We start from the raw sequence: 15,134 nt of genomic DNA, 5'->3' as shown, positions 1-15,134 counted from the left end.
AATAGCTCAACCCGGCAAATTCTGACCCTCCCACGGGAGAATGGTGGGCCCGTGCCGGGAGGGGCGTATCCCGCAACGGGATGACGGTTAACGCAATCTTTGCAAAATGGGGTGCATGTGCGTAAAATGCAGCGGCTTAGGCCCCCGTGGCCGCTCTCTGAACCGCACAGGATTACATGTCGAAAGACGACTCCATCGAGTTCGAAGGCACCGTCAGCGAGACGCTGCCGAACACGACGTTCCGCGTCCGCCTGGAAAATGGTCATGAAATCATTGCCCATATCTCCGGCCGCATGCGCAAGAACTACATCCGCATTCTGACCGGTGACCGGGTCAAGGTTGAAATGACCCCGTACGACCTGACCAAGGGCCGTATCACCTACCGCATGAAGTAAGCGGTCCGACGCATCCGCGTCGACGAGAGAGGCCAGCCATCGAGCTGGCCTTTTGGCGTGGCTGGATGCGGCAGCGCCGAGCCATGCTCGACGGCCAGCCGCTGCAGCGCCGGGCAAGGCCCGGCGCTGCAGCACGGAGTGGCTTATTCCACCGTAGCCGGCAACAGACGCTCCGGTTCAGCGAAGGTTTCCACGAACAGCTCGTTGTCGCGCACGTCGATGCTGGCCCTGCCGCCATTGACCAGCTTGCCGAACAGCAGTTCGTCGGCCAACGGGCGCTTGACCTTGTCCTGGATGACACGGGCCATCGGGCGTGCGCCCATCAGCGGATCGAAGCCGTGCTGGGCCAGCCAGTCGCGCGCGGTCGGCGTGGCCGAGAGGCTGACGTGCTTTTCCTGCAGCAGCATTTCCAGTTCGATCAGGAACTTGTCCACCACGCGCAGGATGTGCTCGAAGCCCAGCGCCTGGAACTGCACCACCGCATCCAGCCGGTTGCGGAACTCCGGGGTGAAGCTGCGACGGATGGTCTCCATCGCGTCGGTGGCGTGATCCTGCTTGGTGAAGCCGATCGAACGCCGTGACGCCTGCGCCGCACCGGCATTGGTGGTCATCACCAGCACCACGTTCTTGAAGTTCGCTTCACGGCCGTTGGTATCGGTCAGCACGCCACGGTCCATGACCTGCAGCAGGATGTTGAAGATATCCGGATGCGCTTTTTCGATTTCATCCAGCAGCAACACGCAGTGCGGCGTCTTGACGATCTTTTCGGTCAGCAGGCCACCCTGGTCGAAGCCCACGTAGCCCGGAGGCGCACCGATCAGGCGACTGATCGAATGCCCTTCCATGTACTCGGACATGTCGAAGCGGACCAGCTCGATCCCCAGCTGCAGGGCCAGTTGCTTGGTGACTTCGGTCTTGCCGACACCGGTGGGGCCGGCGAACAGGAAGTTGCCGATCGGCTTTTCCGGGTTGGCCAGGCCGGAGCGGGCCAGCTTGATCGCCGAAGACAGCGTTTCGATGGCCGGATCCTGGCCGAAGATCACCATCTTCAGGTTGCGCTCCAGGTGCTTGAGCACGTCCTTGTCGGTGGCGCTGACCTGCTTGGCCGGGATGCGTGCCATCTTGGCCACGATCGCCTCGATCTCCTCGATGTCGATCAGCTCCTTGCGCTGTCCTTCCGGCATCAGGCGCTGGCGCGCACCGGCCTCGTCGATGACATCGATCGCCTTGTCGGGTAACAGACGGTCACCGATGTGCTTGACCGACAGGTCCACCGCCGCCTGCAGCGCATCGTCGGCATAGGTCACGCCGTGGTGCGCTTCGTACTTCGGCTTGAGCCCCTGCAGGATCTCGTAGGTTTCGCCCACGGTCGGCTCGACGATGTCGATCTTCTGGAAGCGCCGCGCCAGCGCGCGGTCCTTTTCGAAGATGCCGCGGTATTCCTGGAAAGTGGTCGAGCCGATGCAGCGCAGGTCACCGGAGGCCAGCGCCGGCTTGATCAGGTTGGAGGCATCCATGGTGCCACCGGACGCCGATCCTGCACCGATGATGGTGTGGATCTCATCGATGAACAGCACCGCGTTGGGCACCTTCTTCAGCGAGGTCAGCACGCCCTTGAGGCGTTTTTCGAAATCGCCGCGATACTTGGTGCCGGCCACCAGCGCGCCCAGGTCCAGTGAGTAGATGACCGCATCGGCGAGCACCTCCGGCACGGATCCTTCGACGATACGGCGGGCCAGGCCCTCGGCAATGGCGGTCTTGCCGACGCCGGCTTCGCCGACATACAGCGGATTGTTCTTGCGGCGGCGGCACAGCACCTGGATGGTGCGCTCGATTTCGTCGGCACGGCCCACCAGCGGATCGATCCGGCCGTTGCGGGCCTGTTCGTTGAGGTTGCTGGCGAACTCGGCCAGCGCATCGCCCTTGCCCTCGCCTTCCCCGCCTTCGGCACGGCCTTCGGGATCGGCTGGCGAAGACGGCTCGCCTTCCTCACCAAGCTTGGCGATGCCATGGGAGAGGTAATTGACCACATCCAGCCGGGTGACATCCTGCTGGTTGAGGTAGTACACGGCGTGGGAATCCTTCTCGCCGAAGATCGCCACCAGCACGTTGGCGCCGGTGACCTCCTTCTTGCCCGAGGACTGCACGTGGTAGACCGCGCGCTGCAGCACGCGCTGGAAGCCAAGGGTTGGCTGGGTATCGCGCCCATCATCTTCGGCAAGCCGCGAGACGGACGCCTCGATGGCCTGCTCCAGCTCCTGGCGCAGGCGCTCGGGCTCGGCCCCGCAGGCCTTCAGGACGGCCTGGGCCGAGGGATTGTCCAGCAGCGCCAGCAACAGGTGTTCGACGGTCATGAACTCATGCCGCGCTTCCCGTGCCCGCTTGTAGCACTGGCCAATGGTGTGTTCGAGGTCTTTGCTGAACATGCTCTACTCCGGCGGCAGTTGAAGACAATATGCGGCCTGACCACACGTTTTCCATCACCCTAGCGGAACTGCCCGTTCATACGGCGTTAGCATGCCGTCGCACGCCTGGCGAAGGTGATTCCACCATAACCTAAACCGCTTCTGCGCCGGGCGCGGGCCTGCCCGCCCTGAACCACCCACGATGAGGCGATCCACGGCCAGCCGCGCCGCAAACCAAGGGGGAGAGGCGCATTCCTGCCGCCAGCTGCGTCGTCGGCGGGAAGCCCGATCGTGCCGTAGATGGAACGCACCGGACTACCACGCTGGGGTCATGCCCGTCTGATCAGGCCTTTTCCATCGTGCAGAGCAACGGATGCTGGTTCATCCGGGCATATTCATTGACCTGCGCCACTTTGGTTTCGGCAACCTCGCGGGTGAACACACCGCAGACGCCGCGGCCGCGGGTGTGCACATGGAGCATCACCTGCGTCGCCCGGTCCAGGTCCAGGCTGAAGAACTGCTGCAGTACATCGACCACGAAATCCATCGGGGTGTAGTCATCGTTCAACAGCATGACCTGGTAGAACGGCGGGGGGGCGACCTCCGGGCGTGCCGGCTCAAGCAGCACGCCGTGGTCGGAATGGGATTCGTGGGAAGTGTCGCGAGGCATCCGCTTATTATAGTGGCTGGCTCGGCCGGATGGACGGCAAGCCAACGCGCCTTCACAATCTGCGCGACTCCCCGTACTACCTTCACAGGATTCTCATGGAAAGGACGCTTCGCTTCGCCCTGCTGCTGGCTGTCGCCGCAACGGTGGCCCCCTCCTTCGCCGCCGAGCCGGACAAGGCCATCGGACGCCATCTCGACAAACTGGGCTATCCCTACGAGATCGACGAGGACGGCGACTATCGCATGGTGTTCGACATGGAAGGCGAGCGCACCCAGCTGGTCTATGTGCGCTCGGTGGTGGAAGAATTCGGCAGCCAGCATGTGCGCGAGATCTGGTCGCCCGGCTACCAGGCCAGCGCCGACCAGTTCCCGGTGGCGGTGGCCAACCGCCTGCTTGAAGATGCGCAGGATGCGAAAATGGGCGGCTGGGTGAAGCAGGACAAGGTCGCCATGTTCGTGGTGAAAGTGGATGCCGATGCCTCTTCGGAAGCGTTGGACGACGCCATCGAGGCCGCCAGCCGGACCGCCGATGCGATGGAACTGGAACTGACCAAGCAGGACGAATACTGAAGTGAATGCCGCTGCGCCGCGCTGGGCACCCCGCGTCACCGTTGCCACCGTGGTGGTCGACGAGGGCAGGCTGCTGCTGGTCGAAGAACGCATCGATGGCGAGCTGGTGCTCAACCAGCCCGCCGGCCACCTGGAGCCGGGTGAGTCGCTGGCCGAGGCCGCGCTGCGCGAGACGCGCGAAGAAACCGGCTGGGAGGTCGAGTTGACCGCATTCATCGGCACTTACCAGTGGACCGCCCCGGATGGCACGCCGTTCCTGCGCTTCAGCTATGCCGCGCGCCCGCTCCGGCACGATCCGCTGCGCCCGCTGGATACCGGCATCGAACGCGCACTGTGGCTGCAGCCCGGCGAGCTGCTGGCCGCGCGCCAGCGGCTGCGCAGCCCGCTGGTCTGGCAGGTGGTGGCCGACTTCCTCGCCGGCCAGCGCCATCCCCTCTCCCTGGTCAAGCAGGTTGCTCCATGAGCGCGCCACGGATCATGGTCGGCGTGTCTGGCGGAGTGGACTCTTCGGTTGCCGCCTGGCGGCTGGTGCAGCAGGGCGAGCCGGTGGCCGGGCTGTTCATGCAGAACTGGGCCGATGACGGCAGCGGCGAATGCCGCGCCGAGGATGATCGCCGCGATGCGGTGGCGGTGTGCGGACTGCTCGGCATCCCGTTCCACTTCCGCGACTTTTCCAGCGAGTACTGGAAAGGCGTGTTCGAACACTTCCTGGCCGAGTATGCGGCCGGGCGCACCCCCAACCCGGACGTGCTGTGCAACCGCGAAGTGAAGTTCAAGCACTTCCTGGATGCCGCCCGCGAGCTGGGCGCCGAGCGCATCGCCACCGGCCATTACGCGCGGATCGCCCGCGACGGCAACCAGTGGCTGCTGCTGCGCGGCGCCGACCGCAGCAAGGACCAGAGCTATTTCCTGCACCAGCTGGGCCAGGCACAGCTGTCGGCTACCTTGTTCCCGATCGGCGACCTGAACAAGAGCGACCTGCGCCGGATGGCGCGCGACGCCAACCTGCCGACGCATGCCAAGAAGGACTCCACCGGCATCTGCTTCATCGGCGAACGTGATTTCCGCGAGTTCCTCGGCCAGTACCTGCCCGCACGCCAGGGCCGCATCGTGGATCCGGACGGGGCGGAGATCGCCGAGCACCCCGGGGTGTTCTATTTCACCCTGGGCCAGCGCGAAGGACTGAACATCGGCGGCGTCCGCGGCCGCCCGGCGGCGCCGTGGTACGTGGTGGGCAAGGACGTGGCCTCCAACACGCTGTACGTGGACCAGGACCGCGAAAGCCGCTGGTTGATGTCCACCGAGCTGGTCAGTGAAAGCGCGCACTGGATCGCCGGCGCGCCGCCCGCCAGCCGCTTCGAGTGCACCGCGCAGACCCGCTACCGCCAGCCCGATGAGGCCTGTACGGTCCAGGTGCGCGATGATGGCAGCCTGCATGTCCGCTTCCCCACTCCCCAGCGGGCGGTCACCCCCGGCCAGTCGCTGGTGCTGTACCAGGGCGATGTCTGCCTCGGTGGTGCGGTGATCGCCGCCACCGACGCACCGCTTGAACAGCGGCTGCGCCCTACTCCTTCTCCTTTCGAGGTACCTGCTGCATGAGTTTCACTGTCGACGACCGCGTACTGGCCCTGGCCGGCATAGCCCAGGCCCTGCAACAGGTCCGCCGCATCGCCGATACCGGCCACTCCGAAGCGGGTGCGGTGCGCACCGCCATGGACAGCGTGTTCCGCATCGACGCCGCATCACCGCAGGAGGTGTATGGCGACCGCGAATCGCTGAAGCCGGGCCTGCGCCTGCTGCACAACTACTTCCGCAACCAGGGCCAGGACCCGATCCTGCCCAAGCTGGCACTGGCGGTGCTGCAGCTGGAGCGCCGCTTCGTGCGCGAGCCGGACACCATCGCCAAGGTCACCGCCGGCATCGAGCGCGCCAGCCGCCAGGGCCGTGAGCTGGGCGACAGCGGGCACCCGGACGTGCTGGCCACGCTGGGCGGCGTCTATGCCGACACCATCAGCCACCTCAAGCCGCGGGTCATGGTGCAGGGCAACCCGCATTACCTGGGCCAGGCCGGGGTGGTGGCCGAAATCCGCGCGCTGCTGCTGGCGGCGGTGCGCTCGGCGGTGCTGTGGCGCCAGCTGGGTGGCAGCTACTGGGATTTCCTGCTGGCTCGCAAGGCGATGGTGGAAGCGGTGGACCGCGCGCTGCGCTGAGCCGAACGGTAGCGCCGAGCCATGCTCGGCGAGCGCAGCGGCGAAGGCAACAGCGTGACGACCAACGGTCGTCACCCACCAGCGGCAGCACGGTAGCGCCGAGCCATGCTCGGCGAGCGCAGCGGCGAAGGCAACAGCGTGACGACCAACGGTCGTCACCCACTGACGACCAACGGTCGTCACCCACCAGCGGCCCAATACTGACGGCCAGCGGCCGTCACTACCGGGGCGGTCGCGGTAGATGCAACATCGGCGTTAAAGAGAAACCGGGTACGGCCGATACTGCATTTGTGACTCTCCCGGGAACGTCCATGTACTCTCGCACCATCATCCGTCTGGCCGCACCGTTGGTGCTGACCCTGCTTCTGCCCCTCGCCTTTGCTCTGGAGTGGCCTGCGGCCCTGCGCTGGGCGATCCTTACCACGATGACGCTGAGCTGGCTCGGCCACGCCTGGTGGAGCACCCGTGCTCCGGTCGGGCGTTCGCCGGAACAGGCCCGCATCCTGCGCGAGCAGGACCAGCTGCTGACCGAACTGCGCAACTTCGTCGGCAATGAAATCGACGGCTCGCGCAGCGAAGTCGAGCGCGCCCGCGACCTGATCCGCCAGGCCGTATCCGGCCTGGGCGGCAGCTTCGAAGCGATGAACCGCAAGTCCCGCCAGCAGAGCCAGGCATTGGCCCGCATCGTCGACCGTACCGGTGAAGACGGTTCGGCCGGACTGGACGTGGCGCGCTTCGCCCAGCACGCCAGCCACCAGATGGAACAGCTGGTGGAAGCGCTGGAGCAGGTCAGCGGCCAGAGCAGCAACACCGTGCAGCACATCGACCAGATGGCGCAGCACCTGGATGGCATCTTCGCGCTGCTGGAAGACGTCAAGTCAATCGCCGACCAGACCAACCTGCTGGCACTGAACGCGGCCATCGAAGCGGCACGTGCCGGCGAAGCCGGACGCGGCTTCGCCGTGGTGGCCGACGAGGTGCGCAACCTGTCCGAGCGCTCAACCACGTTCAACGAGCAGATCCGCAAGCTGGCCCACAGCTCCAAGGATGCCATCGCCAAGGTCCGCGAAACGGTCACCCACATGGCCTCGCGTGACATGGACCGTTCCCGCGAAGCCCGCATGGAAGCCGCTTCGATGGTCGACAACGTGGCGCAGATCAATGCCTCGCTGGGCGATGGCATGCGCGAAGTGTCCGAGTGCGCCCGCGCCATCGACGGCAGCGTGGCCGAAGCAGTGCGTGCCCTGCAGTTCGAGGACATCGCCACCCAGGCGCTGGGCGGCGTACATGTCCACCTGGACCGCCTGACCTCGATCAACCGCGAAGCCTTGGCACTGCAGGAACTGCTGCATCGCCATGGCGGCGCGGCCGACGAAGAAATGGTCACTGCCCTGGCCCGCACCGGCAACCGCCTGCGTGACCTGCGCAGCGAATGGGAACGGCCGCCGCACAAGCCGGTCACCCAGCAGAGCATGGGTGCCGGAACGGTGGAACTGTTCTGATCCCGCGTGGTGCTTGACGCCCCAGGTGAACCCCAGAGCCCCGGCACTGCCGGGGCTTTGTCGTGCCCGGCGCCGACCGAGCGCGCACGGGCCGAGGGCACTGCGCAGCAAGCGCAGACCCCGCGCCAGCAACTGCAGCGGCTTGAGGCCCTGGCGCAGGCAGAGCTGGCGCAGCTGGAGCTGATGGCTGGAAGGCAGGGGGTGATGCGACACAGCCTTGAGCAGGCCAGCCTGTTCTGGGACCTGGGGCTGGATGCAAGGGACCTGGCGCCTGCCAGCGCAGGCCACGCATCGGCGGCAACGGTGCGCTGACGCGCTCTGCAAGCCGTCACGCGGGATCAGGAGGATCATGCGGGTGACGATCGTCAGCCCGGGTACCGGGCGCCGCAAGCGCGACGCCCGCGGTGTTCAGCCCGCCAGCACCGCAGCGGTGTCCCGCATCGACGCCCCGGTGGCTGCATCGCGCAGCCAGTGCGCCAGCTCGCGCGGCACCAGCGGCCGCGAATACAGGTAGCCCTGGATCTCGTCACAGCCCTGGCGGCGCAGCAGGTCTTCTTCCTGCTCCGTTTCCACCCCTTCGGCCACGACCTTCATACCCAGCGCGTGGCCCAGGTGGACGATCGCCTGGGTGACTTCGGCGGTACCGGCATCTTCCAGCATGCCCTGTACGAAGCTGCGGTCGATCTTCAGCCGACCGACCGGGAACCGGTTGAGGTAGTGCAGGTTGGAGAATCCGGTGCCGAAGTCGTCCACCGCCAGCGGCACGTTGTGCCGCTCGAATACGTCGAAACAGTGCCGCAGCACTTCGGTGTCACGGATCAGAGCCGACTCGGTGAGCTCCAGCTCCATCCGGGTCGGCGACAGGCCATGCGCGTGGCAGACCGCGATCACCCGCTCGGCGAATCCGCGCTCGCGCAGCTGCACCGCCGAGACGTTCACCGCGATCCGGTCGAACAGCAGGCCCGCACGGTCCCAGGCCGAGGCCTGCCGACACGCTTCGTTGAGTACCCAGTCGCCGATGCGCACGATCTCGCCGCACTTCTCCGCTATCGGGATGAACTCGGCCGGGCTGCAGTAGCCCAGGCCGGGCCGGTGCCAGCGCAGCAGCGCCTCGATAGCGGGCGGTTGCCCGGGTTCGGCATGCATCAGCGGCTGGTAGACCAGGCTGAATTCTTCACGCTCGATGGCCCCGTGCAGGGCGTGTTCGATATCCAGCCTGCGCTGGATCCGGCTGAGCGCATCCTGGCTGTAGTACTGGTAGGTATTGCGGCCTGCCTCTTTTGCTGCGTGCATCGCCGCATCGGCGGCACGCAGCAGGGAATCGAAATCTTCGCGGCCGTCTTCCAGCATCGCGATGCCGACGCTGGCGCCGACCTTCAGCAGGTCCTGCCCGCGATGCAGCGGCTCGGCCAACGAGGCGATCAGCTTGCGCGCCACGTGGCCGGCATCTTCGGCCTCGGCCAGGTCACGCAGCACGACGATGAACTCATCCCCGTTGAAACGCCCGAACAGGTCGCTGTTGCGCAGGTTCTGGTGCAGTCGGCTTGCCGCTGCCTTGAGCAGGGTATCGCCGGTGGCATGCCCGAAGCTGTCGTTGATGGTCTTAAAGCCGTCCAGGTCGATGAACAGCATCGCCAGCGGTGTACCGCGATCACGCGCCTCTTTGATCGCATCGGTGGTCTGCTCGCGCAGCAGCATGCGGTTGGGCAGCCCGGTCAGCAGGTCGTAGTGGGCCAGCAGTTCGATGCGTTCATTGGCCTCGCGTTCGCGGGTGATGTCACGGAACAGCACCACGAACCGCGGCGGCAGGCCGTCACGGCGGTCCAGTTCGATCAACACCTGCACCCATACGCGCATGCCGGATTGCCGGTAAAAGCACAGGTCCAGTTGTTCGGGCAGGCCGCCGGCGGCGATGCGCTCAAGCGCGGATTCGAAGGCGGTGCGCGAGTCATCGGTGTACAGCGCCAGCGCCTGGTCCAGGCTGATCGATTCCTTGCGCAGGCCATGGATGCGATAGCACTCCTCGGTCCACTGCATCAGCCGGGTGTCCACTTCGATCTCGCAGCCGCCGATGCGTCCCAATGCGGAAACACGGTTCAACAACTCGGTGCGCCAGCGAATCAATGCATCGGTCTGGTGCTGTTCGCTGATGTTCTGTACCTGGCCGAGCAGGCGCTGGATCTGCCCATCGGCGGCCTGCAGGGGCTGCATCCACAAGCGCAGCTGCAAAGCCGGTTGCTGCCCCGGCCTGCGCAGCTCCAGGTCCAGGTTTTCCGGCCGCCCGTCACGCCACAGCCGGCGCCATGCCATGCGCAGCGCACCGCGCGAACGCGGATGCAGCCGCCGTAGCCACGCGCGCGGGCTGAAGGAAGGATCGTCTTCCGTGCCCAGCAGCGCATGCAGCTCCGCCGACCACCAGAAACGACGGCAGCCGGGCTCCAGGGACCAGCTGCCCATGCTGGCGATCTGCTGCGCCTGGCGCAGGTGAAGCTGCTGGTCGTGCAGGTGGGCTTCCAGCTGCTTCTGGTGCTCGATATCGGTATGGGTGCCGACCATGCGCAACGGCTGGCCGTCGGCGGTCCGCGCCACTACCCGTCCGCGATCCAGTACCCAGCGCCAGCTCTGGTCCGGCTGGCGGTAGCGGAATTGGGCACTGTACTGGTCGACCTCGCCACGCAGGTGGCGCTGGACCTGCGCATGCACGCCGGCGCGATCGTCGGGGTGGATCTTCTCCAGCAGTGCGCCCGCGCGTTCTTGGACCTCGATCCTGCCCTCGACCGGCGGCGATCGCAGCACCCGGTCGCTGGCCAGGTCCCAGTCCCACAATCGATGCCCGGCACTTTCCAGCGCAAGCTCCCAGCGCTCGCCGGCCGGGCTGCGCTCGGGGTCTGGAATGCTCAGGGTGAAGGCCAGCAGGTGACCGCCCTGGTCATGCACGGCGCGCATCCAACCGTCGTGGCGACCGCGCGGGCCGCCGGGCAGGCTGCACGGCACGATGCCCCCGTCGGCGGCCAGCAGCCGGATGTCTTCCAACATGGACTGGTAGGCAGCAGCTGCCGCAGGCAGGCCGTGCTCGCGCGCGGCGGGATTGGCGGCCAGCGGCGCACCATTGCGGTCAAGGATCACCAGCGCGGAGGCGAGCGGGTGCTGCAACAGGCTGGCAATGATCCCTTGGTCCACGCAACTTGCTCCAATGACGCCCCCGACAGCCGGGAACGAAATCGTTAGCGGCCAGCGGGCGGGATAATTGAGTACCGGCTGGCTGCATGGGCGTCATCGCGGCGAGTTAAGATGCGATTCGTTGCTGCCCTCCTTCCGCGACCCGGCCCCGTCCCGCCATGCCCCTGCACCCTGTTGGCAAAACCCGATGACGGTCTGCCCGACCCAGCTGGCCAACACCCTGCGGCGGGAACGGCGGCGGGTGGTGCTGGTCTACCTGCTGCTGGCCGTTGCCTGGATCGTCAGCAGCGACGTAGCCGTGGGCGCGATGATCGGCGATGCGCGGTCGGCGGCCTGGCTGCAGACCGTCAAGGGCGTCTTCTTCGTCTTCGCCAGTGCCGCGATGCTGTACCTGCTGCTGCGCCCGCTCGGCGCCCACGTGCTGCAGGCCAATGCCCGCCTGGCTGCTTCCGAGCTGCGCCATCGCCAGGCCTTCGTAGGCAACCCCGGCCCCATCCTCATCTACGACCTGCAATCGGTGCGGATCCTCGATGCCAACCCCGCCGCCTGCGCGCTGTTCGGCTGGAGCCGGGAAGAACTGCTGCAGGAGTCGGTCAGCCTGCTCTGGCCAGCGGGCAAACAGGGCGCGTTGGAGGCCACGCTGGAACAGCTGCGCGAGCACCCGGAGCAGACCTGCCTGCTGCGCGCGCCGCTGCAGCTGCGCGATGGACGCCTGCGCCAGATGGAGCTGCGCAGCAATGCGATCGACGTCGACGGACGCCCCGCACGGCTGCTTATCGTGATTGACCGCACGGCCGAAGACGAGGCACTGGCGCGCCGCGATCAAGCGCTGGAACGGCTGGAAGAGGCCCATGAACTGGCCCGCATCGGCGCCTGGCAGCTCGACCCCGCCACTGGCCTGGCCAGCTTCTCGCGGCAGGTTTACCAGTTGCTGGGCCGGCGTCCGCCGCAGGCACGCACCTGGCACCGCTTCGATGAACTGCTGGTGCCGGCCGATGCGGCGACCACGGCGATGACCGAACAGCTGCTGGCCGGGATGAGCAGCGGCGAGCCGGTCCACGTGGACGTGCTGCTGCCCCTGCTGGGCATGGATGGACGACCGTTGATGACCCATCTGCGTGCCGAAAGTGGCGTGGACGAGCTGGGCCGTCCCCGGGTGATGGGCACGCTGCAGGACGTTACCGAACGCGAACAGTCGCGCCGGTTGCTGCGCGAGCGCGAGGAACAGTTCCGCGAACTGGTGCGGGTGCTGCCCGATGGCGTGGTGATCCTGTCCGAAGAACACGTGCTGTACGCCAATGCGTTCGCCGTGCGGCTGTTCGGCTATGAAGGCCACACCCTGCTGGGCGAGCCACTGCGGGCGCTGGTGGGTGAAGCAGGCCTGCCGGCGGTGCGCGCCCTGCTGCGCAACCTGGTGCCGGAAGCCAGCGCCGGCCAGATCGCGATCATCGGCATGCAGCGCGCCGATGGCAGCCGTTTCCAGGCCGGGCTGGCGGTGGGCGAAGTGCGCTACGGCGGGCGCGACTGCCGCCTGCTGATCGTGCGCGACCTCAGTGATGCCGAGCGCACGCGCGCGGCACTGGAGAACAGCAATCGCGAACTGCAGGCGATGGCTGGCCGGCTGTTCTCCCTGCAGGAAGACGAACGCCGCGCCATTTCGCGCGACCTGCACGATGACATCGGCCAGGCGATCACTGCGATCAAGCTTTCGGCCTGGGCAGCGCTGGATGAAGAAGACAGCGCCCGCCGCCGCGAGGACCTGCAGCAGATCGTCAGCCTGGCCGATGGCACCGTGGCCAAGCTGCGCGACCTGTCCACGCTGCTGCGTCCGCCACAGCTGGATGCACTGGGCCTGGAGGCCGCGCTGCGCTGGCAGGCCGGCGTACTGTTCCGCTCTTCGCAGGCCGAACTGCTGTCACGCATCGACACCCTGCCCCAGCGCCCGGACAACGCCATCGAACAGGCCTGCTTCCGGATCGCACAGGAAAGCCTGACCAATGCCCTGCGCCACGCCAAGGCCAGCCAGGTGCTGCTGCACCTGCGCGACATCGACCAGGACCGCCTGCACCTGCAGGTGCGCGACGATGGCGAAGGCTTCGATCCGCATGGACCGCGCGGCCTGGGCCTGATCGTGATGCGCGAACGTGCGCAGAGCGTGGGCGGACAGCTGCGCATCGAATCGGCTCCGGGTGAAGGTACCCTGATCGAACTGCATCTCCCCTACCGTGTCGGCATGATGCCGGACGAACCGCTGGAATCACGCCTTTGATGTGGAATACCTCCCTGCCTCCGGTCAGTATCGAGGACGCCCCGGACCGACTGGGCGCCGGCAATCCCGAGCTGCAGGCGATGGTCGCCGAAGCGGCCGCGGGCGGTACCCCGATGATGGTGATGCACGTGGACATCGACCACTTCGCATCGGTCAACGAGAACATGAGCGCCGAAGTGGGCGACCAGGCATTGGTGCTGGTGGCCCAGCGCCTGAAGTCCTGGCTGCGGGGCCGCGGCACCCTGTGGCGCCATGGCAGCGATGAGTTCCTGGTGGCCGTGCCGCGTACCGGCGAGGTCGCCCTGCCGGAGGACTTCGCCGAAGAGCTGCGGCAGCAGCTGGAGCTGCCGCTTTCGGTACTGCCCTACACCCTTTTCATGACCGGCAAGCTGGGTGTCAGCCTGTGCCCGGAACACGCCAGCACCGCCTCGCGCCTGCTCGACCACGCCGAGGACGCGCTCTACCAGGCAGCGCGCGAAGGCGGCAACGCGGTGCGCATCCACGCGGTGGATACCGTGCCCAGTGCGCACAGCGAGAGCATCATCGCCCGGCAGATCATCGACGCCATTCCCAATGGCGAGCTCAAGCTGCGCTACCAGCCGCTGGTGAGTTCGCGCGATGGCCACGTGGTGGGCATGGAGGCGCTGCTGCGCTGGCAGTCGCCGACCCTGGGCATGCTGGTGCCTGAACGCTTCATGCGCACGGCAGAACGGCTGGGCATCATCGTGCAGATCGGCACGTGGGTGCTGGAAGGCGCCTTGAAACAGGCGCGGCTGTGGCGTGACCAGGGCTTCGATGACTTCACCATCGCGGTCAACGTCTCCACCCTGCAGCTGCTGCGCCCGAACTTCTTCACCGAGGTGATGGGCCTGATCCAGGCCGCCGGCGTTCCGGCGCCGATGCTGACCCTGGAAATCAACGAAAGCGCATTGACCAACAATGTCAATTTCGTCCACGAAACCCTGGTCAACCTGCGCAACGAAGGCATCAGCCTGAGCCTGGACAATTTCGGTACCGGCGACTCCAGCCTGAGTGCGCTGGTGCGCTACCCCGTGGACAAGCTGAAGATCGACCGCAGCTTCATCAAGAGCGCCCCGGCCGGCAATCGTGAGGCGGCCATCGCCCGCGCCATCATCGCCATGGGCCACCAGCTGGGCATGACCGTGATCGCCAACGGCGTGGAATCGCAGGCCCAGCTTGGCTTCCTGCGCCGCAATGACTGCGACGTGTTCCAGGGTTACCTGTTCGGCGAACCGATGTCCGCCGATGCGGCCGGCATGACCCTGCGGCGCCGCTACCTGCGTCCGGAGGCGTTCGCTGAAACGCGCCCGGACCGCACCCTGCTGCTGCTGGATGACGAAGAGAACGTGCTGCGCTCGCTGGTGCGCCTTTTCCGACGCGACGGCTACCGGATCCTTGCGGCGGGCAACGTGCGCGATGCGTTCGACCTGCTGGCGATCAACGATGTGCAGGTGATCCTGTCCGACCAGCGCATGAGCGACATGAGCGGAACCGAGTTCCTGGGCCGGGTGAAGATGCTCTACCCGGACACGATCCGGCTGGTGCTGTCCGGCTATACCGACCTCAACACGGTCACCGATGCGATCAACCGCGGGGCGATCTACCGCTTCCTGACCAAGCCGTGGAATGACGACGAACTGCGCAAGCACATCCACCAGGCGTTCCGCACATACGAAGAGCAGCGGCGCAGCAATGGCGGGTCTGTTGCGGCGGAGCCGGTCGAGTCGTTGGATGATCGGTCGGTGTCGCGCTGAGGGATGGTCGAACGGGTTGGACCCCCTCGCGGGTGGCTTTAAGCAACAGCCTTGGTTTGGGCCGGGCGGTGGGGCTGGGCGGGGGACGGCAAAAGCCGCATCCTGCGGGCCTCGTTTCGCGCCATCCATGGCGCTCAACGCCCCCGCCCAGCCCCACCG

The 15,134-nt window shown here is 66.6% G+C and carries 12 protein-coding genes; 9 read left to right on the top strand and 3 right to left on the bottom strand.

The window, feature by feature from the left end; all coding sequences use genetic code 11:
- The first annotated feature begins 176 nt into the window (after positions 1 to 176).
- Entirely contained in the window at positions 177 to 395 is a 219-nt protein-coding gene (infA, locus tag ACI2JH_RS03975) for a translation initiation factor IF-1 (RefSeq protein ID WP_005409596.1), read from the top strand.
- 143 nt (positions 396 to 538) lie between these two features.
- Here the strand turns inward: infA and clpA are convergent, their stop codons facing one another.
- Both clpA and clpS read right to left on the bottom strand, forming a co-directional pair.
- Positions 539 to 2,821, bottom strand: a complete 2,283-nt coding sequence (gene clpA, locus ACI2JH_RS03970; RefSeq protein WP_101100452.1) for an ATP-dependent Clp protease ATP-binding subunit ClpA — start codon at positions 2,819 to 2,821, stop codon at positions 539 to 541.
- A gap of 322 nt (positions 2,822 to 3,143) precedes the next feature.
- Positions 3,144 to 3,470, bottom strand: coding sequence for an ATP-dependent Clp protease adapter ClpS (clpS, locus tag ACI2JH_RS03965; protein WP_101100451.1), 327 nt, complete (start codon positions 3,468 to 3,470; stop codon positions 3,144 to 3,146).
- Between the two features lie 95 nt (positions 3,471 to 3,565).
- On the opposite strand from clpS, the gene ACI2JH_RS03960 reads away from it, so the two are divergent.
- The 6 genes from ACI2JH_RS03960 to ACI2JH_RS03935 all read left to right on the top strand — a co-directional run bounded on the left by ACI2JH_RS03960 (position 3,566) and on the right by ACI2JH_RS03935 (position 8,063).
- On the top strand, positions 3,566 to 4,039 hold the full coding sequence (locus tag ACI2JH_RS03960) for a hypothetical protein (RefSeq protein ID WP_404735501.1): 474 nt from the start codon (positions 3,566 to 3,568) through the stop codon (positions 4,037 to 4,039).
- Between the two features lies 1 nt (position 4,040).
- Entirely contained in the window at positions 4,041 to 4,502 is a 462-nt protein-coding gene (locus ACI2JH_RS03955) for an NUDIX hydrolase (protein ID WP_101100449.1), read from the top strand.
- Complete coding sequence (gene mnmA / locus ACI2JH_RS03950; protein ID WP_404735500.1) at positions 4,499 to 5,638, top strand: tRNA 2-thiouridine(34) synthase MnmA; 1,140 nt, start codon at positions 4,499 to 4,501, stop codon at positions 5,636 to 5,638. The genes ACI2JH_RS03955 and mnmA overlap by 4 nt, the downstream gene beginning before the upstream one ends.
- On the top strand, positions 5,635 to 6,249 hold the full coding sequence (gene hflD, locus ACI2JH_RS03945; protein ID WP_182655972.1) for a high frequency lysogenization protein HflD: 615 nt from the start codon (positions 5,635 to 5,637) through the stop codon (positions 6,247 to 6,249). The genes mnmA and hflD overlap by 4 nt, the downstream gene beginning before the upstream one ends.
- Positions 6,250 to 6,560: 311 nt before the next feature.
- A complete protein-coding gene (locus tag ACI2JH_RS03940; protein WP_101100446.1) occupies positions 6,561 to 7,751 on the top strand; it encodes a methyl-accepting chemotaxis protein in 1,191 nt (396 codons plus the stop codon).
- Between the two features lie 9 nt (positions 7,752 to 7,760).
- Positions 7,761 to 8,063 (top strand): hypothetical protein, encoded by a 303-nt coding sequence (locus ACI2JH_RS03935; protein ID WP_404735499.1) that lies wholly within the window; start codon positions 7,761 to 7,763, stop codon positions 8,061 to 8,063.
- A gap of 96 nt (positions 8,064 to 8,159) precedes the next feature.
- Here ACI2JH_RS03935 and ACI2JH_RS03930 read toward each other — a convergent pair whose 3' ends face one another.
- On the bottom strand, positions 8,160 to 10,931 hold the full coding sequence (locus ACI2JH_RS03930; protein WP_101100444.1) for an EAL domain-containing protein: 2,772 nt from the start codon (positions 10,929 to 10,931) through the stop codon (positions 8,160 to 8,162).
- 187 nt (positions 10,932 to 11,118) lie between these two features.
- On the opposite strand from ACI2JH_RS03930, the gene ACI2JH_RS03925 reads away from it, so the two are divergent.
- Positions 11,119 to 13,200 carry a PAS domain S-box protein gene (locus ACI2JH_RS03925; protein ID WP_101100443.1) on the top strand — a complete coding sequence of 694 codons (2,082 nt, stop codon included), beginning with the start codon at positions 11,119 to 11,121 and terminating at the stop codon, positions 13,198 to 13,200.
- Positions 13,200 to 14,975 (top strand): EAL domain-containing protein, encoded by a 1,776-nt coding sequence (locus ACI2JH_RS03920; RefSeq protein WP_101100442.1) that lies wholly within the window; start codon positions 13,200 to 13,202, stop codon positions 14,973 to 14,975. The genes ACI2JH_RS03925 and ACI2JH_RS03920 overlap by 1 nt, the downstream gene beginning before the upstream one ends.
- The last annotated feature ends 159 nt before the right edge of the window (positions 14,976 to 15,134 follow it).

This window comes from Stenotrophomonas sp. NPDC078853 (assembly GCF_044901215.1).
GTDB lineage: Bacteria > Pseudomonadota > Gammaproteobacteria > Xanthomonadales > Xanthomonadaceae > Stenotrophomonas > Stenotrophomonas lacuserhaii.
Note: the sequence above shows the minus strand (reverse complement) of the source record. Positions and strands in the feature narration are given on the sequence as shown.